Here is an 18,479-nt window from a genome sequence, read left to right as displayed (position 1 = left end):
GAACGAGGCTGATTATTCAATCGGCCTTTTTTATCAATCTTTATCTGACTTGTCAGATATAACTGCGCGCCGAAGGCGCTTTAAAGATTAGAGGAGAACGTGACATGAACTCACCCGGCAATTCCGGTGCGCCGATTCCGCTGACGGGCGCGCGGTTCGCCCTCGGCACATTTGCCGTGGCGCTCGCCACGTTCATGAACGTGCTTGATTCGTCGATCGCCAATGTCGCGATTCCGACACTGTCGGGCAACCTCGGTGTGTCGATCGACGAAGGAACGTGGGTCATCACACTTTTTGCGGCAGCTAACGCTGTGTCCATTCCGTTGACCGGGTGGCTTACGCAGCGCATCGGGCAGGTCAAGCTGTTCGTCTGGGCGATCATGCTGTTCGTGCTGTCTTCGGCGGCATGCGGACTCGCGCCGAACCTGCTGGTACTTCTTGCGGCACGCGTCGTTCAGGGCGCCGTCGCCGGGCCGCTGGTGCCGCTTTCGCAGGCCTTGCTGCTCGCGTCTTTTCCGAAGGACAAGAGTTCGGGAGCGTTGGCGCTGTGGGCAATGACGGCGACGGTCGGTCCAATTGCTGGGCCCGCGCTCGGCGGCTGGATTACCGACAGCTATAGCTGGTCATGGATTTTCTACATCAACGTGCCTGTCGGTCTGTTTGCAGCCGGCGCGATCTGGGCGATCTATCGCGACCGCGAAACGCCCGCCCGCAAGCTCCCGGTCGACAAGGTCGGTCTGATTTCTTTGATCGCCTGGGTTGCCCCGTTGCAGATCATGCTGGACAAGGGCCGCGACCTCGACTGGTTCAATTCCACGACCATCTGGATACTCACCATCGTTGCCGTGGTCAGCTTCCTGTTCTTCCTCATCTGGGAACTGACCGAAGACAGACCGATTGTGAACCTGCGTCTTTTCGCGAAACGCAACTTTTTCGGCGGCACCATTGCCATCTCAGTTGCTTACGCGATCTTCTTCGCCAACCTCGTGATCCTTCCGCAGTGGATTCAGGGCTTCCTCGGATACCCCGCGGTCGACGCCGGACTCGTGACCGCGCCGCTCGGTATTTTCGCCGTGATTCTTGCCCCGGTGATGGGCAAAGTCATGCCGCGCTCCGACATGCGGGTGCTGGCCACGCTCGCATTTCTCGGATTCGCCGGCGTGTTCTTTCTGCGCTCCAATTACACCACTGGTGTCGACGCGTGGACGCTGGTTTTGCCGACGCTGCTACAAGGCATTCCAACAGCGCTGTTCTTTACGCCGCTCACCGCGATCATTCTTTCGGGGCTGTCGCCCGAGGAGATTCCGGCGGCCGCGGGCCTGTCCAACTTCGCGCGCATCTTTGCCGGCGCCGTGGGTACGTCGCTCATGAGCAATGCGTGGAATGACCGCACGATCCTGCATCATGCGCGACTCGTCGAGCAGACGAGCGTGGACAACCCACGTTTCACCGGTGCGATAGCAAATCTTCAAACGACGCTGCACGCAAGCGTTCCAAAGGCCACTGCCTTTTACGAAAGTTCGCTGAACGCGCAAGCGACGATGTTGGGACTCAACGACATTTTCTGGATTTCGGCAGTGATCTTCGTCGTCATCATCCCCCTCATCTGGATCACCAGGCCGACCAAGAGCGCGGCCGCGGGCGCGGTTGCTGCCGGCGGACACTGAACCTCACGCCGCCTACTTTCCACTATTTATCTGACGGGGCAGAAGATGAAAATGCAGACTTCTAACGCAGGCATTGCGGCCGCTTCATTGAAGCGCGCAATTTCGGTGGCTGCCATCGGCTTGTTGGCGGCGTGTGCGAACTACGCGGGCATTCACGGCGACCAGCAGATGGTCCAAGCCCAACAGCTTGGCACCGCGCGGAGCCTCCCGCAGGAGCAAGGGCGCTGGCCATCCGTGGACTGGTTCGAACAGTTCGGCGACACACAGCTGAAAGCGCTAGTCGCCGAAGCGCTGCAGAGCAGCCCCACGCTCGACCAGGCTCGCGCGCGGGTCGCGGCGGCGCAAGCCTACAGCGAGACCGCAAAGTCGCGCACGCTGCCGCGCGTCGATGCCGACTACACGCTGACACGTCAGCAATACAGCAGCACAGCGCTGGTCCCGCCGCCGTATGCAGGCTCATGGCAGACCGAAAACAAGGGGCTGCTGAGCGCTTCATACGATCTCGACCTGTGGGGCAAGAACCGCGAGGCGCTGCGTGAGGCCGTATCGCAACAGGCGGCCAGCAAGGCCGACGCGGAGGTCGTCAAGCTCACGTTGGAAACCTCGATTGCACGCACCTACAACGAACTGGCGAGGCTCTATGCGCTGCGCGACATCGCGCAGCAGGAAGTGGCGCGGCGCGAACAGATCGATCGCATCACCGCGGGCCGCATTGCGACCGGCCTCGATACCGAGGTCGAGCGCAAGACAGCGCAGGCGAACCTTGCCACCAGCCGTGCGAATGTAAGCGCCCTCGACGGCAGCATTCTCACCACGCGCTATCAACTGGCCGCGCTGCTCGGCAAAGGACCGGATCGCGGCCTCGCGATCGCGCGACCGTCACTCGGCGCGGGTGACGAGGTGCGTCTGCCGAACAATCTGCCTGCGGACCTGCTGAGCCGGCGGCCCGACATCGTGGCAGCGCGCTGGCGCGTCGACGCGCTCGCGCATGGGGTCAAGGAAGCGAAAGCGGAGTTTTACCCTGACATCAACCTGAGCGCCGCAATCGGCCTCGATGCGTTCGGCTTCGGCCGTTTCCTGACCGCCGCGAGTCGCACGGCGTCTGTCGGCCCGGCGATACATCTACCCATCTTCGACGCGGGTGCGCTGCGCGCACAGTTGAAGGGCCGTTACGCCGATTTCGACTATGCGGTTGCGACATACAACCAGACGCTGATCAGCGCGCTGAGCGGCGTCGCGACCCAACTCGCGCAGATCCATTCGAGCGACGCACAGCTCGGCGACGCACAGGCGGCTCAACAGGCCGCTCGCGATGCCGACCGGCTGGCGACTGTGCAGTACCAGGCGGGCCTGACCAACCAGCTGACCGTACTTAACGCGGACGTGACTGCGTTTAACGCTGACGAAGCTATCGTCAATCTTCAGATGACGCGCCGTGATCAGCAGATCGAACTGGCGTCCTCGCTGGGCGGCGGCTACGTCGATGACTCGGCGAGCTCTTCGTCCGATGCTGCTGCGAGTCTTCCTGCCCCGCCACAAGCAGATCGCCAACCCAAGACCGACGCCGCGTTGCCGCACCGTGACGCGACCGCAGGCGTTGTCACCGCATCGGCTGAACATTGACTGACATCGCGCAACACTTCAGGAGAACTGCAATGAGCGATTCTATGACATCCGGCCGCAAGCTGGACGACCCGAATGACGAACAAGAGAGCAAGGGGCAGGCGTCCGCCACCCCTCCGGCACGCCGCAAGCGTCTGATTGCGCTGCTCGCCGCCGCTGTTGCCATCGCCGCCGTGGCATATGGCGCCTACTATTTCACCGAGGGCCGTTTTCACCAGCAGACCGACGACGCATACGTCAATGGCAACCTCGTGCAACTGACGCCGCAGGTCACCGGTACGGTGATCGCCGTCAACACGGACGACACACAGATCGTGAAAATGGGCGCGCCCGTTGTCGCGCTCGATCCGGCCGACGCGAAGCTCGCGCTCGCCGATGCAGAAGCGCAGTTGGGCCAGACCGTGCGACGCGTGAGTGGGCTCTATGCGAACAACGGCTTCTACGCCGCGAACGTCGCACAACGCGAAGCGGACCTTGCACGCGCCCGCGACGACCTGCGCCGACGTCAAGCGGTCGCCGACACGGGCGCGGTCTCGGCCGAGGACATCGCGCATGCCCGCGACGCGGTCAGCGTCGCGCAGGCTGCACTCGACGCGGCGCGTCAACAGGGCAACGCCAACCAGGCGCTCACCGACCGCACCACCGTCGAGCTGCATCCGGACGTGCAGGCTGCCGCCGCCAAGGTGCGCACCGCGTGGCTTGCGTACGCGCGCGATACCCTGCCCGCACCGGTAACCGGCTATGTCGCTCAACGTCAGGTCCAGGTTGGCCAGCGCGTGGCGCCCGGCACGCCGCTCATGGCGATCGTGCCGCTCGACGGCGTCTGGGTCGATGCCAATTTCAAGGAAGTGCAGCTCAAGCACATGCGCATCGGTCAGCCCGTCACCCTGACCTCCGATGTCTACGGCAGCAGCATTCGTTACCACGGCCATATTGAAGGATTCTCAGCCGGCACGGGCAGTGCATTCGCGACGCTGCCCGCGCAGAACGCCACCGGCAACTGGATCAAGATCGTGCAGCGGTTGCCGGTACGCATCGCACTCGATCCCGCCGAACTGGCCGCGCATCCTCTGCGCATCGGTTTGTCGATGGTGGTCGATGTCGATACCCGCGACGAATCCGGCTCGCAGCTCGGCGCAGCGCAAAACACGCGCTATCGGACCGACGTCTTTACCGGCTACGAGAATCAGGCCGATGCCGCAATCGAGCGGATCATCAAACAGAACGCACTGGTTGCACCCGCAACGGCTGCCCGGTCGCAGACGTCCGCGCCACGCATATTGTCCAGAGAGGCGAAGACACAGGCGGGTTGAGCTCATGCATGAGCGAGCGAGAGCGGAACAGGCGATCCATGCACTGCGTACATGAGTAGATTCGAACAATTCACTGCATGCATTTTATTCGGGACGTATTATTCGGGAAATCCCTAATCGCGTGACGATCATGACCTTGCCCCCTCACCCGGACTCCCGCAGTTCCCTGCCCGCTTTCATCGTCGCGCTGGCTTGTACAGGCGTTGGAGCGGGGCTTGGCGGCGCGGGGCTTGCGCTCCTGCTGCATGGCGTGCAGCACATTGCCTATGGCTACTCGACAACGCATCTCATCGGAGCCGAGTCGTTCCTGCAAGGAGTGAGCGCTGCTTCGTCCGAAAGGCGCCTGGCCGTTCTGGCCGCTTGTGGACTGATCGCGGGTGTTGGATGGGCCGCGTTGTATCGTTTCGGCAAGCCGCTGATCAGCATACGCAAAGCGGTCGCATCGTCTGATCCGCGTATGCCGGTCGTCAGCACGATCGTACATGCGCTGCTGCAGATCATCACCGTCGCGCTCGGGTCGCCGCTGGGACGCGAAGTCGCTCCGCGCGAGATCGGCTCGCTTCTGGCGGGCCGTATTGCCGCTCGCGCCGGCCTCGCGGTGGATGATTGCCGCCTGCTGGTGGCATGTGGCGCAGGCGCAGGCCTTGCCGCTGTCTACAACGTGCCACTGGGCGGCGCCGTGTTCGTCATCGAGGTCCTACTCGGCACGTTCGCACCGCGCGCGATAGTCGCCGCCATTGTCACGTCGACCATCGCCGCCGTCGTCGCCTGGATCGGACTCGGCAACGAACAACAGTATGTGGTTCCAGCATTTCGCAGCAGCATGGCGCTGACTGTGTGGGCCGCGCTGTGCGGTCCCCTGTTCGGGCTGGCCGCGCGATTCTTCGTCATGCTCACGTCGAGCGCACGCGCAAATGCGCCGCGCGGATCGCGTCTCATCATTCTTTCGCTGCTCAATTTCGTGGTGATCGGCGTCCTGGTGGGCCATTTTCCGCAGCTCGCCGGCAACGGCAAAGGCGCAGCTGCGTTGTCGTTCGGCGGTGACGTGAACATCTCGCTCGCGGCCACGCTGCTCATGCTGAAAGTCACCATCGAAGCATCGAGCCTGCGCGCCGGCGCAGAAGGCGGCCTGCTCACGCCCGGGCTCACCAATGGCGCGCTACTCGCGGTCGTGCTGGCGGGCGTGTGGAATCATCTGCTACCGGGGGTGCCGGCGGGCGCGGCCGCAATCATCGGTGCCGGAGCGTTCCTGGCTGCTTCGATGCAGATGCCGCTCACCGCGGTGGTGCTGATCATTGAGTTCACGCACGCGAATCACGATTTGCTGTTCCCATTGATGCTGGCGGTCGGCGGCTCGGTGGCGATGTATTACGCCATTCCGCAACTGCAGGCGCGTCTGCATGCCGTGGCGTCGGCGCCCGAAGCACTGCCATCCGGCCGCGCTTGACGGGCGGCCTGGGGTCGTCACGACGCAGAGCACGCAACTGCTTGCGGCTGCTCGTGGCTGCGTGAACTCCCGCCGGGTTCGGGCTGCACGTCGATTCCCCATGGATCGGTTGCCATGAATGGAAGCAGCACAGCGTTATGCACAGACACTCGCGATCTCCAGTTCGAGAAAGACCAGCGAAACGCGCCGATTGACGCTCGCTCACCGCAGGCCCCGCAAACGGCGGTTTGATTTCGCGAGTATTGCGCACGGTCTGCTGCGTTACGATCGTAGTAGCGTGGGTGTCGACGATGCAGATAAGGTGTCGAACGGCAAAACCTGGCCGCACTTTCATCCCATGACCGCGCCCTAGAGCGTCTCTGCGCCCTTTCCACCGATATGCAAGGCGAGCAGTCCCGTCGCGAGCGCGACGAGGGCGCGCGAGAACCAGATCTTGAACGGCATCGGACGATCGAAAACGTCGAATGCTTGAATCAGGCTGTAAAGTCCGAAGCAGATTGACGCGATGCCGAGCGCGAGAAGGAAGACGACGAGCATCTCGCGCGCCGACCGACGACGCACATCATTGCCTTCGTCTGGAGCCGTTGCTGTCGCCAATGCTTCGCGACGCCGCTTATCCATAAGCGTCATGTACTTAGCTTACGCGGTTGCGGGCTGCGACTGATAGGCGAACCGCTTGTGTCATATGCAAGCTTGCCAACTTGAACAAACTGGACCATGAGGCACAGCACAAAGCAGAGAATCATGATGCACCGGGCCGTGGAAAAGAATGCACTCTTTCCTGGCACGACGATGTTCACGACGTCCACCCTGTTGTGGGCGGTCGCGGCAGTTGCAACCCAACCATCAACTATCCATCCCGACCTCGGCCCGACTCCATCGGACGACCCATTGGGGCAGATCGGGCGATGGCTGAGTCACGCCGATCCACGCCAGTAGTTCGTTGGTCGGCACGCTGGCACCACCGCGTTTCAGGAACCTCGTTCGCACGACGCCGAGCGCGACCTGGGTGCCGCTACGGCTGAACCCTTGCTCCAGAAACACATGCTTTTCGTCCCACCCGATCACACGCGTTGTGACGTCGTAGCGTTCCCACAGATGCAGCGATCGATGAAACCGCATTGTCTCGAGCGTGACGACGGGATACCACCTCCGCGCATTGACGCGTTGCCAGACCCGCGAGCGGAGCAATAGATCGATTCGCCCCAGATCGAGAATGGCGAAGTATCGACCATTGGTCATGTGGCGCAGCACATCGAGATCGTTGGGCCACACGCGGAACGGCGTGACGCAGGTGTCGAGGACGTGCAATCTCTGCCGACGCCGACTGAGCAAGAACGTAAGGCACAAACGCAGCAGTAGATTCATGAGTGACGGGTTTTGACGATGCCTTCGCAAAAGCGTGCGCATCACGCGATCTGCACCGAACGGGAAGAAATCGAAGCGCTCCACGTTATGCGGCAAGCCATAACGCGCATATCGGTCGGATGACCGATACCGTTCGAGTGACTGCCCCACGCTGGCTGTCCGCGCGACGGCGACATCGCCGAATCGCTATACGGCCCGACGGGCCAGGCATTATCGCTACAGCAGCCCCATCGCCGACGCTTTAAGCGTGGCTGCCGCGCGAGTCGAGCAATCGAGCTTGCGAAACATGCTCTCGACGTGCGTGCGCACGGTGCTTGGGCTCATTGCCAGCTCGCGGGCTGCTTCCTTGTTACTCGCGCCACGCGAGATCACACGCAGCACGTCCATCTCCCGCGCCGACAGGCGCGCTCTGTGCGTGGCGCGTTTCGCGGATCGTCCCCTCGCAGGCGCCTGCGCCACGATCGCGTCGACCGCTACGTCGCTCAATCTTCCGCGCTCGACCTCCTCGCGCAAGATCTTCCCGGCAGCCTCCGCCGACAATGCGTCGCGCCAGGGCCTCGGCGAACGCAGAGCCACCCACGCGACCGAGGCAGCCAGCACACTTGCCTCGAGCGTCAACGCGTGTCCGGCAACGCCGCGAAAATATCCAGAGCCGTCCTGCCTTTCGTACGCGTAGGAAGCGAGGCCGGCGGCCTCGGCGAGGGCGCCGGTTTGCCTGCCGGCGCGCGCCGTCCAGTAAGGCACCAGCCGAATCTTTTCCCAGGCACTGGCAGCCAATGTCTCACGCTGATTCCACACCTCGTTGGGGACGGCGGCTCGGCCTATACCGTGAATCAACGCAGCATGGTAGACGCGGGTTTGCGCGGTTTGATCGAGTGCAAGCCGAACGCAGCACGCTGCTGCAGTCGTCGCGACCGCACGCGAAAAGCCCGTCATCCACGGCAACTTGAGATCGATCACATCGGCGATCAGCTCGGCCGAGGTCGGCCGTTGCATGTCGGGCGTGATCAATTCAGCGTCGAAATCGGCGAGCGTCGCGCGCCCGAGCTCATCGAGCCAACCGCTTGCATTACTGACGGCCGTTGCGACGAGACAGGCTGGATATCGACTGTCGGAGCGTTGCGTGATGAGCTCGAGCGCCCGTTCGGTGCCGTAAGTTCGACCGAATACCTCCAGATCGCCCGCCAGCGCAACGACGAACACTGACATCGGCACCGACTCGCGAGCCATTTTCGCGGGAAACCCGAAGCCGTCCCACGTTTCGAAAATATGACGGAGCGACGTTACCGTCATGCCGGAAAGGCCCGACATACTCGCGATCTCTCCCGATACCTCGCAGTGGGTTTCCGCAAGCGGCAGCATGACGGACGCCGCGCCGCCCAGCGCCTCCAGCCGCGCGGCCCAGTCCGATCGTCCATCGAGCATCGTCGCTCTGATCGCAATATCGTCGCCGAACACTTCGGCGAAGCCCGACGCGTTCGCGGTGCAGCCCGACCAGCGCAGCAGCGCTACCTCGCGCACCGTATCGCAAGCCTGGGAATCGAGCCCGGCTGCGCGGGCGAGCCGTGCCGCCAGCCAGCCGGTGCGCAATGAATGGTCCGTGGGCTGCCCCATGCTGAGGTCGCCGACAAACGCCAGCGCTCTTACCGAATCGAATACCCGCAGCGCGGTCTGGTTGGCATCGACGTCGAACGTGGGCATGAGTGCGGAAGATTGTGGTGATCGCCACAGATCATACGCGAAGCTTACGATTCGCATCGCGCTGCGCACCGCACCCCGCTTGCAATGATTCGGTCACCGAAACGTGTCATGACGGCCGGCAGGAACGGATTGTTCGCGTTGCCCGGAACGAGCGCCAGCATCACCTTGCCGTCGGCGAACGACGCGCGCAAGTGAGCGCGCTGCCCGGCTTCCCGAACGCGTACCGCGTCGAACAAATGGAGCAGCACCCATGGCCCTCCCCGCGCTGCGCCTGCACGGCTCGCCGACGCCACGGCCGACATGCGACCGGTCAATGACGGCGCGCTCGCGAGCAAGGCCGCATCCTGCCGACATGCAGACATTGACATCGGAACCGATCAGTCCATATAATCGGTTCCACTTCCATGCACCGCATTGTTTGCGGAACTGACCGATGGCAAATCCCGCTGGCGTAGGCCGCCCCCGCGAATTCGATCTTGGCGATGCAGCGCGCGACGCGATGGACGTTTTCTGGGACCGCGGATATGAAGGCGCGTCCCTGCCCGACCTGATGGCCGGCACCGGCTTGTCGCGCGGCAGTCTCTACAAGGCATTCGGCGACAAGAAGGCGCTGCTGCTGGCGGCGCTCGACCTGTACATGGCCGACGGGCTCAAGGCGACCGCGGACATCCTGTCGCAACCCGGCCCCGTCAAGGATGCGATTCGCGATTCGCTGCTGCGCTATGCGTACCTGTCTGTCGGCGAGGCGGGTCGGCGGGGCTGTCTGGTGGTCGCGATGACCACCGAACTGGCCGCGCGCGACGCCGACGTCGCCGAGCGCACGGGGCGCATGTTCCGGCGCTTGCAGCAGCTCTATGCGAGTGCGATCGTCCGCGGCCAGGCGAGCGGCGACATCGCCGAGCAGGACGAACAGGTGCTGGCGCGTTTGCTCGTCTGCCAGATCGAGGGCATGCGCGTGTTGGGGAAAACCGGCGTGCCGGAGCGCGACATGCTCGCGCTGGTCGACCGCACCATGCGCCTCCTCGACTAATTTTTTTATTTATTTTGGAACCAGTTGGTTCCTTATGGAGAGCCGTTCATGTCACGAAATGATCCCGTCCCAGCCGACCCGCGTCGCTGGGCCATGTTTTCTGTCCTGCTCGTCGGCGCGTTCCTGCCGCCGCTGGATTTCTTCATCATCAACGTCGCGCTGCCGTCGATCCGCGCGGAGCTTGGCGCTTCGTCATCGGCCGAGCAACTGGTCATTTCGTCATATGCTGGGCTGTACGCGGTGACGCTGATTACCGGCGGACGGTTAGGCGACCTGTTCGGCCGCGGCCGCATGTTCTTTCTCGGGTTGATCGGCTTTGCGACGGCTTCGACGCTGTGCGGCCTCGCGAGCTCGCCGTGGACGCTCATCGTCGGTCGTGCGTTGCAGGGCGTGACGGCCGCAATTATGGCGCCGCAGGCGCTTGCTTCGATCCAGGCCATCTTCCCGGAAACGGAAAAGCCGCTCGCGCTCAGCCTGTACGGCGCGGTGTTCGGCCTTGCCGCCGTGGTCGGGCAGGCGCTGGGCGGCATCCTGATCTCGCTGAACCTGTTCAACCTGGGGTGGCGCACGATCTTCCTCGTCAACCTGCCGCTGGCGATTCTGGTCGTGCTGTTCGGCGTTCCGCTGTTGAAGGAAACGCGTGCGCAGCATGCGCGCAAGCTCGATCTCGGCGGCACCGCGCTGTCGATCCTGACGCTGGGCGCGCTGATCGTGCCGCTGATCGAGGGCCGCGAGGCGGGCTGGCCCGTATGGTCATGGGTGTCGATGATCGCAGTGCCGGCCCTCGCCGCGTTCTTCTGGCGCTACGAGCGCAGGCTGGGCAGCCGCGGCGGCGCGCCGCTGCTCGATCCGGCCGCGCTGCGCACGCCGGGGCTGGGACGGGCGTTGCTGATCGCGCTGCTGCTGTACGCGATCGGCGCGTTCTTTCTGCTGTTCTCGGTGTATCTGCAGAATGCATTGCACGTCGATGCGCTGAGCGCGGGCCTCGTGTTCTTGCCGTTCGGCGTGGGGTTCTTGCTCGGCCCGTTGTCGACGCCCTTCTGCGCACGTCTCATCGGCGCTTACGTCAATCCGTTCGGCATGGCGCTGGAGGTCGTCGGGCTCGTCGGCCTCGCGTGGTTGGTCGGTGTCACGCCGGTCGGGATGCCGCTTGCCGCCGTGCCGCTCGCCGCCGTGCTGTTTGTCATCGGCTTCGGACAGGGGCTCGCGCTGCCCACGCTGATGCGCATGGTGACCGGGCGCGTCGCACCGGCGCTTTCCGGCATGATCGCCGGCATCGCCAGTTCGACGCTGCAGGTCAGTACGTCGCTCAGCGTCGCGATCATCGGCGGCATTTTCTATACGGTCCTCGGCACGCGCCAGGATCCGGCCGCCATTGCGCACGCGTTCATCGTTGCGCTGCTCTCGATCTCGTTGTTCCTCGCCGTCGGCGCCGCGCTGGGCATCTCGCTTGCACGCGCGCCCGCCGCGCCGGCCTCGGGGCGGGCGGCCGCGCGTCCGGGTTTCGGCCCGGAACGCAAACGGCTGTAGTCGCCCGTCTCGAGAGTCATCGCTGCACCGGGCCGGTCTGGAGTGTTCTTACGTATTTCGCTGTTCCTGCCGCCGAGCCGCCGGCTCGCGGTTCGATTTCCGTTACTACGTCGAGCGACACGCTCTGCTAGTGGAAAAATCCTGGCAGCGGTTCGGGCAGCCAACGAACCTTCGCCATCGGACATCCGACCGATAGCGGCAGGCCCCGACGATTGAGATACTCGACGCCCTGGATATCCGGTCAGAGCCGCATCCGCATGGCGGCCACGCCCGTGCGCGCCGGCCGGAACGACGATTCGATGTACAAAGGAATGCAAATGATCAACCGCCCCTCCGAATTCAACGCCCCAGCCGATGGCGGCTGGCTGAAACGGTACTACTTCTCCCGGGCGATATTCTCGCTGATCTGGGTCGCTCTGGCTTTTTCCGTCGGGCGGCAGAGTGCGGCCTGCGCGGCGATCCTGCTAGTCGTTTATCCGGCTTGGGACGCGCTCGCCAATTTCGTTGACCTGGCTCGCAGCGGCGGGGCGGCGGCCAACCGTACGCAGGCGGTCAACGTCGCGATCAGCGCCGCCGCGACCCTGGCGGTATTTGCGGCGTTGAATGCGGGCATGCACGCGGTACTCACGGTGTTCGGCATCTGGGCGATGCTCTCCGGTGCGCTTCAGCTCGGCACCGCCGTGCGTCGCTGGAAGCATGTGGGCGCACAGTGGGTGATGGTCCTGAGCGGTGCGCAATCGGCGCTGGCAGGCTTGTTTTGCATTGTCCAAAGCCACGCTTCCGTGCCGCCCGCGATCGTGAAGATCGCAGGCTACGCGGCGATCGGCGCCCTCTATTTCCTGATATCGGCCATCTGGCTGCAGGTGCGGCGGATGCGGCACAGCAATTCGTGATGCTCGGGATTCGCTTGCTGTACGCACTGACGAGGCTTCCACAAACCCTCCCATTGGCTACCCACCCTCCTGCCGGCGCACGGTCTGAGCGCGGATAGCCAACGAGAAGAAAACGCCCCGTCACGAAGGGAGCACCACTTCAGCGTGCGGCGTACTTCACACACTCAGCGCATGCCTCCCGAACCGAAGATGATCTCGCCGGTCACCCAGCGCGCATCGTCCGATGCGAGGTAAGAGACGATCGGCGCGATGTCTTGTACTTGTCCGATGCGACCAAGAGGTGTCCGGGCCTCGTTCCACGCGTGGAACTCCGAACCGATCGCCCCCGCAGCGTGGGTGCCTTCCGTTTCGATCAAGCCAGGGTTCACGGCATTGACCCTGATTCCGCGTGGGCCAAGTTCGCGCGCGAGCACCCCAGTGATCGCGTTAACGGCACCTTTCGTGCCGCTGTAGATAGCGCTCCCGGCCGGCAGAACAGCGGTAACGTTCGAGCTGATGTTGATTATGCTGGCGCCCTCACCCAGATGCGGCGCCGCGGCACCCGCGACCAGTAGCGGCCCGAGAACGTTGATGTCGAACTGCATGCGATAGAGCGCTTCTGTGGTCTCTTCTATCTTCGCGAACTGATAGACACCGGAGTTGTTCACCACGATATCCAAACGCCCAAAGGTGTCGATGGCGCCTCTTATCAGCGCGTCCACGTCCGCCTCTTTGGTGACATCCGCACGCACTGCCACCGCCTTTCCACCAGCCGCTTCTATGTCGGCGACGACCTCGTCAGCGCCACTCTTGCTCGATGCGTAGTTGACGACGACCTTTGCGCCGTCTGCCGCAAGCTGGCGGGCTATGCCCGCGCCGATACCTTTCGAAGCGCCCGTCACGATGGCGACCTTGTCTTTTAGCTTGTTCATGGATTGATTCCGGAATAGGCCAGGTTCGGTGTTTAGAGAGGCGAGAAGATCGTGCGCATAACCAAGGGAGAGTCCGTGAAGTTGTTCACGTCCGCCATGATGCGTTCCATCTCCGGCGAAGCAAGAGCCGCCTCGATCGCCGCGGAATCCCGAAATCGATACACCCCGATAGATACCCATCCGTCGCCTTCGCCAGCGGGGTAGAACGCGTCAGCCGCCTCGAGGCCATACCGCCCCCAGCACTCCATCGCCAGCGAAAGGTGTTGGGTCGCGTAGTAGTTCCGGTCGAACCGGGTGCTTTTGTCGCCAGTGCATACGACAATCAGTTTGGTCATCCTTTTCCCGATCAGTTAAAGATTGAAGATGAAGGCGCTTGGGGATAGGGTTGAGAGGAGTCCCCCCATTTTCGGTGCCCCTGCAGCGCAACAACGCCGCTCGTCGTGTTAAATCGCGTCGAGCCGAAATCGCGATATAGCAATTGCACTCGTGGATCGCCCGCTGCGTCTTACCTCGAAAGAAGACGTCCTCGCAAAGGGCCGTTGACCTCCGTTTAGGGATTGCCGCATGCAGACTGAAGAGCCGGCGGCCCGACGCTCAGTACAGCCATCGCCGACCAGTCCCGGTCGCCCATGCCCGCCTCGACTGTCGGCGCCATCCGGCCATGAACGGCTGCCAGCATCGGCAGCACGCGCCCTGCTTCCGGAGCCGCTTCGGATGCCAGGCGCAAATCCTTCAAGCCGAGCGTCGCCTTGCAAGGCTTCCACGGGCGACGCGACCATCGTCACGCCGTCGACCGAACCGCCCGAGCGATTCCACGCTTTCACGTCATGTCCCGCGCGCGCCAGATTGCGCGCCATCGCGCGTCCCATCGCGTCTAGTCCGACGATCCCTATATCCATGATGTTCGCTCCTGTTCAATCAAGAGATGCGAACCATTCGAGCACCGGCGCGAGCGTCGCGTCGGAGTTCTTTTCGTAGATCAGACCGTGTCCGTTGCCGTGCACGCCGCGATCGGCGAGATTCAACACCTGCGCCGAGGCGCCGCACGCATTCAGAAACGCGGCGGTCGGCGGACTGGCCGCCCCGAACGCCGATGCCTCGGCGGTTACGATGAGAATGGGCGTGTGCGCCAGCGATGGCAGCCGGAACTCGCCGGGCCGCGCGTGCCGCAGCGTCGCAGGATCGCTCACGGGCGGCTGGAAACGCAGCGGCGCGGCCGCCGGGCCCCAGCGCATTTCGCCGATGTTGGGGATCGTGGCGAACGGCGGACCCATCGGTTCGATGGCCGCGATCGCCCTGACGAGCTGCGGACGACGATCCGCGACGAGCCAGCCGTCTGGCCCCGACGCCGAATGCGTGATCAGGATCGCCGGGCCGGTGCGGTCGAGCAGCGCGGCGGTGCGATCCGCGTCCATGGTCTGCGATGCTTCGAGGTCGGCCGGCAGCGGACCGTAGCCGGCGATGAACGCATCCATCGCGTCGCCGTCCTGGACGGCGAACGGCCATTGCGTGTGTCGCGCATCGTCGCCTGGAAAATAGATCTGACGACCGCCTTCGTAAGAGAACGGTGGTCCCATCGGCCCCAGCGTATCGACGTGATACGGCGAGCGTCCGTGCCCCGGCCGGTCCACCACCAGCACCGCATAGCCCGCTTCCACCAGACGCTGGGCCCAACCGGGCCGGCCGTCCGGCGTATCGAACCATTCGGTGCCCTGAAAGCCGCCGCCGTGCATCAGCACGACTGGCCATTGGCGTGTGACGCTTGCGGGCGCCTGCCATTCGACATACATCGGCCCGCGCTGGCACGTGCGGCCGCCGCTCGTCACGCGTTCGCCCGGAATCCAGAAATGACCGCGCCGGATCGCGCGCACCGGCGCGTGCTCCCACGGCTCGAAATATGTGCTCATGCGTATCGCGCTCTCATAGCATCATCGCGCGCAGGCGGCGCGGTGCAATATCGGTGAAACGCGGCACATCAGCCATCACTTGCGCAGCTTCGGGCGACGTGAACGCGGCATCGACCGCGGCATCGTCGCGGAACCGGCACTCGCAGATCGCCAGCGCCCCGGGCTGCTCCATCGCCGGAAAGAACGCGGCGACGCCGGTCAGGCCATATTGCGCCCAGTGACGCATCACCAGCGGCAAGTGACGATCGACGTAATACGCGCGATCGAAGCGCGCGCCGGGCGCGCCAGTATAGGTGACGTATAGCGTGACGGTGGAATCGTTCGACATCGGGTGCTCCCTGATTCAGGCGCCGAAGCCGCCGTCGATGGTGTGCATCGCGCCCGTGATGCCGCGCGCGGGCGGCGAGGCAAGATACATGACGAGGCTCGCGACTTCGTGCGCGGTGCCGTGACGGCGGATGGCCATCTGGTCATGCATCGATTGCACGAGCGGGCCGTCGGCGGGATTCATGTCGGTATCGGTCGGGCCGGGCTGCACCACGTTGACCGTGATGCCGCGCGGGCCAAAGTCGCGCGCAAGACCGCGGGCCATGCCTTGCAGCGCCGACTTGCTCATCGCATAGGCAGCAAGGCCGTCGAACGGCATGGTGTCGCCGTGCACCGAACCGATCGCCACGATGCGTCCGCCCTCCGGCATGCGCCGCGCCGCTTCCACCGATGCGTGATACGCGCCGCGCAGGTTCACGTCGATCAGGCGATCGACCGCGTCGGCATCGAGCGCAAGCGGATCGCCGCTCACGAGCACACCCGCGTTATAGACGAACACGTCGAGCGGGCCCGCAGCCTTGACGGCATCGAGCAGCGCTGTGCGATTGGCGGCATCCGCGTGAACGGCCACCGCGCCAGTCTTTTCCGCGAGCGAGCGGGCTGCGTCTTCTGAACCCGCATAGGTGAAGCGGACCTGCGCGCCGGCCTCCGCGAAGGCCGCCACGATAGCCGCGCCGATACCCCGACTGCCGCCGATCACCATCACTGTCTTGCCGCGCCAGTGCGCGTCGTTCGAAAGCGTCACGTCGTGCTCCTTGAATTAAACTAGTGGTCACTATATATTTCACGAAACGTCGACGCAAGGGAATTTTATAGTGGTCACTACTTTAAAAACTGCAGCGAAGCTGGGGCGCGGGCGTCCTCGGTCGTTCGATCCAGAAACCGCGCTTGCCATTGGCCAGCAGATGTTCCACGCAGCGGATTACGATGCGGTGGGCCTGAGCGCGCTGACGAACGCGCTCGGCGTCACCCCTCCGAGCTTCTATACCGCGTTCGGCAGCAAGGCGGCTTTCTTCGCAAGCGTGCTGGAGCGGTATGCAAGCAGCGAACTCGTGCTAACGGATATCCTGCGCGACGGTCGGCGGCCGGACGAGGCGCTGACGGAGCTGTTCGTACGTGCGGCCAAGACTTACTCACATGACCCCGACCGGAGAGGTTGCCTGGTGCTCGAAGCAGCACGCGGTCATGGCGACAGCGAGAGCGCCGTGCTGGCGCGACGGGTTGCGGAACGTCGCCGTGCGCAGGTTCGTGAATTTGTCGCGCGAACTCATCCTCGCGAGGCAGGCGTCGTGACGGACTACGTTTCGAGCGTCATGTCGGGCCTGTCCGGCAGCGCACGCGAAGGAATGAACCAGGCGCGGCTGGTAAAGGTCGCCCGAGCGGCCGGCGAAGGATTGGCAAGTCTGCTGCGTTGACTCAAACGAGGAGGCCGGTAAAGCGCTGCGCTCCCTGCGCATTCCGACGCTAGTGGCGAGTGGGACCGACGATACGGTAGTTGTGCAGCGAACCGCAGAAGCGTTGAAGCGACTATTGCCGAATGCGCGCCTGTTGGTGGTCGACCGGCTGGCCACGCGATGATGTATCGATATCCCGTGGCGCTCGCACATTCGATCGCCTCATCTGCGAGCGAGTGACACGCTGGCGCGCCCGCGATGCACCGTATCTGATAGCCGCCCAGGTACACTGACTAACGATGTTTGTGTGGTCGAGTATTGAAGTCTCATGCTTGCCTTGCAGCCAGCTTTATACACGTCATGAAAACATCCGAGGCATCGGTCGGTACGCCGCTTCTGCGCCCACAGGGTCAGTCGCCTGAAGTTGCCCGCCAAGCTAATCACGCTCGCAAACCCGAGCAAGTGCGCGGTCCATAGCAAGTGCATAGAGCGAACTCAGAGAATGTGTCGCGATGTACTCGCGAGTGGCGCGAGAAACGCGCTCGCTGCAGTCGGCACGGTCCCGAAGTTGACCGGATCGCGCCAGCACATGGATGAACCCTTCCTGGAATCGGTCAAGTTCTGGACGTATTTCTTTCGCAAGGTCCGCACGTGCATCGCCCGGCGCCTGACCAGAACGCCGCCATTCAGCCAGCAGGGCATACTGGACGAGCTTGTTAGCTTCGATTTGGTCCGCGAAAAAATGTGCGGCCAGGTTGGCCGGCACTCCGTTGGCTCGCGCCTCCTCTACCGCGGCAGCGATCACCGCAGACTCTCTTGACACATCCTCCACGGGCTTTCCGGAGTCCCACTTGCTCAGCGCGACCTGCCTCGCGATTCGCAGTCGCGCCGCCGTCATATCCAATAGCGCGCTCAACGTCGACGCGTTTCGTGGAGCGGCCGGTGCCGACAGCGATGCAGATAACATGACAGCGGCGAGTGAACTTGTCAAAAGACGAAATCTCCATGATCTGAACTTCATGATGCGGACAATTCTTTCCGGTGCAGGAGTCGACACGCTCCACGCTTCGATAGATATGTTCCGGTATCGCCAGAACGCCACTCGCCGAGCGGCCATTCCTGTGTAGCAGTCGTGGCCACGCCGTGTTTTCCTTTTGCCGCTTTATGCATCCTGGTATCCAAACGATCCTCTCCAGCACTGAAGCATCGCGCGACATTTAGCCGGTGAACATCGGTCAAATGACCGACCCAACGTGCAAGGCATTTCCGGCTCGTGAGGCGCGCCGTTCGATGCCGAGGCGTCTTCGTCGTGGTGTCTCTCACAAGATAGGCAATCGAGACATTCTGAAGAAACGTCACGGACCGTTC

General features: G+C 63.5%; 20 protein-coding genes and 1 pseudogene. 10 read left to right on the top strand and 11 right to left on the bottom strand.

The window, feature by feature from the left end; translation table 11 throughout:
• Positions 1-104 precede the first annotated feature (104 nt).
• The 4 genes from F757_RS0102635 to F757_RS0102620 all read left to right on the top strand — a co-directional run bounded on the left by F757_RS0102635 (position 105) and on the right by F757_RS0102620 (position 6,050).
• Positions 105-1,667, top strand: a complete 1,563-nt coding sequence (locus tag F757_RS0102635) for a DHA2 family efflux MFS transporter permease subunit (RefSeq protein ID WP_027210040.1) — start codon at positions 105-107, stop codon at positions 1,665-1,667.
• A gap of 45 nt (positions 1,668-1,712) precedes the next feature.
• Positions 1,713-3,290, top strand: a complete 1,578-nt coding sequence (locus tag F757_RS0102630) for an efflux transporter outer membrane subunit (protein ID WP_027210039.1) — start codon at positions 1,713-1,715, stop codon at positions 3,288-3,290.
• Positions 3,291-3,322: 32 nt separating this feature from the next.
• The gene (locus F757_RS0102625; RefSeq protein ID WP_027210038.1) at positions 3,323-4,603 is read left to right on the top strand and encodes an HlyD family secretion protein; all 1,281 of its coding nucleotides are present in this window, start codon (positions 3,323-3,325) and stop codon (positions 4,601-4,603) included.
• A 130-nt stretch (positions 4,604-4,733) separates the two neighbouring features.
• Positions 4,734-6,050: a chloride channel protein gene (locus tag F757_RS0102620; RefSeq protein WP_027210037.1), complete on the top strand. Its 1,317-nt coding sequence runs from the start codon at positions 4,734-4,736 to the stop codon at positions 6,048-6,050.
• A gap of 348 nt (positions 6,051-6,398) precedes the next feature.
• Here F757_RS0102620 and F757_RS0102610 read toward each other — a convergent pair whose 3' ends face one another.
• From F757_RS0102610 to F757_RS0102595, 3 genes are all read right to left on the bottom strand, one after another.
• Positions 6,399-6,587, bottom strand: coding sequence for a hypothetical protein (locus F757_RS0102610; protein WP_027210035.1), 189 nt, complete (start codon positions 6,585-6,587; stop codon positions 6,399-6,401).
• A 309-nt stretch (positions 6,588-6,896) separates the two neighbouring features.
• Positions 6,897-7,568, bottom strand: coding sequence for a thioesterase family protein (locus F757_RS0102605; RefSeq protein ID WP_232221337.1), 672 nt, complete (start codon positions 7,566-7,568; stop codon positions 6,897-6,899).
• A 66-nt stretch (positions 7,569-7,634) separates the two neighbouring features.
• Complete coding sequence (locus F757_RS0102595; protein ID WP_027210033.1) at positions 7,635-9,119, bottom strand: HD domain-containing phosphohydrolase; 1,485 nt, start codon at positions 9,117-9,119, stop codon at positions 7,635-7,637.
• Between the two features lie 433 nt (positions 9,120-9,552).
• On the opposite strand from F757_RS0102595, the gene F757_RS0102585 reads away from it, so the two are divergent.
• The 3 genes from F757_RS0102585 to F757_RS0102575 all read left to right on the top strand — a co-directional run bounded on the left by F757_RS0102585 (position 9,553) and on the right by F757_RS0102575 (position 12,572).
• On the top strand, positions 9,553-10,149 hold the full coding sequence (locus tag F757_RS0102585) for a TetR/AcrR family transcriptional regulator (RefSeq protein ID WP_027210031.1): 597 nt from the start codon (positions 9,553-9,555) through the stop codon (positions 10,147-10,149).
• Positions 10,150-10,197: 48 nt separating this feature from the next.
• Positions 10,198-11,679, top strand: coding sequence for an MFS transporter (locus F757_RS0102580; RefSeq protein WP_027210030.1), 1,482 nt, complete (start codon positions 10,198-10,200; stop codon positions 11,677-11,679).
• 317 nt (positions 11,680-11,996) lie between these two features.
• Positions 11,997-12,572 (top strand): DUF308 domain-containing protein, encoded by a 576-nt coding sequence (locus F757_RS0102575; protein ID WP_027210029.1) that lies wholly within the window; start codon positions 11,997-11,999, stop codon positions 12,570-12,572.
• A 164-nt stretch (positions 12,573-12,736) separates the two neighbouring features.
• Here the strand turns inward: F757_RS0102575 and F757_RS0102570 are convergent, their stop codons facing one another.
• The 7 genes and pseudogenes from F757_RS0102570 to bdcA form a co-directional block, all read right to left on the bottom strand.
• Positions 12,737-13,483, bottom strand: coding sequence for a glucose 1-dehydrogenase (locus F757_RS0102570; protein WP_027210028.1), 747 nt, complete (start codon positions 13,481-13,483; stop codon positions 12,737-12,739).
• A gap of 32 nt (positions 13,484-13,515) precedes the next feature.
• Entirely contained in the window at positions 13,516-13,818 is a 303-nt protein-coding gene (locus tag F757_RS0102565; protein WP_035466137.1) for an EthD family reductase, read from the bottom strand.
• Positions 13,819-14,033: 215 nt separating this feature from the next.
• Positions 14,034-14,219, bottom strand: coding sequence for a hypothetical protein (locus F757_RS36425; RefSeq protein ID WP_027210026.1), 186 nt, complete (start codon positions 14,217-14,219; stop codon positions 14,034-14,036).
• Between the two features lie 58 nt (positions 14,220-14,277).
• Positions 14,278-14,382, bottom strand: a pseudogene (locus F757_RS36975) (NAD(P)-binding domain-containing protein); the annotation flags it as partial.
• A gap of 15 nt (positions 14,383-14,397) precedes the next feature.
• The gene (locus F757_RS0102555) at positions 14,398-15,390 is read right to left on the bottom strand and encodes an alpha/beta hydrolase (protein ID WP_051376651.1); all 993 of its coding nucleotides are present in this window, start codon (positions 15,388-15,390) and stop codon (positions 14,398-14,400) included.
• Positions 15,391-15,403: 13 nt separating this feature from the next.
• A complete protein-coding gene (locus F757_RS0102550; RefSeq protein ID WP_027210024.1) occupies positions 15,404-15,718 on the bottom strand; it encodes an EthD family reductase in 315 nt (104 codons plus the stop codon).
• Positions 15,719-15,733: 15 nt separating this feature from the next.
• A complete protein-coding gene (bdcA, locus tag F757_RS0102545) occupies positions 15,734-16,462 on the bottom strand; it encodes an SDR family oxidoreductase (protein WP_027210023.1) in 729 nt (242 codons plus the stop codon).
• Positions 16,463-16,532: 70 nt separating this feature from the next.
• Here bdcA and F757_RS0102540 point away from each other — a divergent pair, with 70 nt between their 5' ends.
• Together F757_RS0102540 and F757_RS36970 are read left to right on the top strand one after the other, a co-directional pair.
• Positions 16,533-17,132: a TetR/AcrR family transcriptional regulator gene (locus F757_RS0102540; protein ID WP_035466135.1), complete on the top strand. Its 600-nt coding sequence runs from the start codon at positions 16,533-16,535 to the stop codon at positions 17,130-17,132.
• Positions 17,133-17,157: 25 nt separating this feature from the next.
• Positions 17,158-17,295: an alpha/beta fold hydrolase gene (locus F757_RS36970; RefSeq protein WP_442856624.1), complete on the top strand. Its 138-nt coding sequence runs from the start codon at positions 17,158-17,160 to the stop codon at positions 17,293-17,295.
• 252 nt (positions 17,296-17,547) lie between these two features.
• On the opposite strand, the gene F757_RS36965 is transcribed toward F757_RS36970, so the two are convergent.
• A complete protein-coding gene (locus tag F757_RS36965) occupies positions 17,548-18,078 on the bottom strand; it encodes a chorismate mutase (RefSeq protein ID WP_035466133.1) in 531 nt (176 codons plus the stop codon).
• On the opposite strand from F757_RS36965, the gene F757_RS36410 reads away from it, so the two are divergent.
• Entirely contained in the window at positions 17,963-18,238 is a 276-nt protein-coding gene (locus F757_RS36410) for a hypothetical protein (protein WP_027210020.1), read from the top strand. The genes F757_RS36965 and F757_RS36410 overlap by 116 nt on opposite strands.
• Positions 18,239-18,479: the final 241 nt, after the last annotated feature.

The organism is Burkholderia sp. WSM2232, assembly GCF_000472545.1.
Lineage (GTDB): Bacteria > Pseudomonadota > Gammaproteobacteria > Burkholderiales > Burkholderiaceae > Paraburkholderia.
Note: the sequence above shows the minus strand (reverse complement) of the source record. Positions and strands in the feature narration are given on the sequence as shown.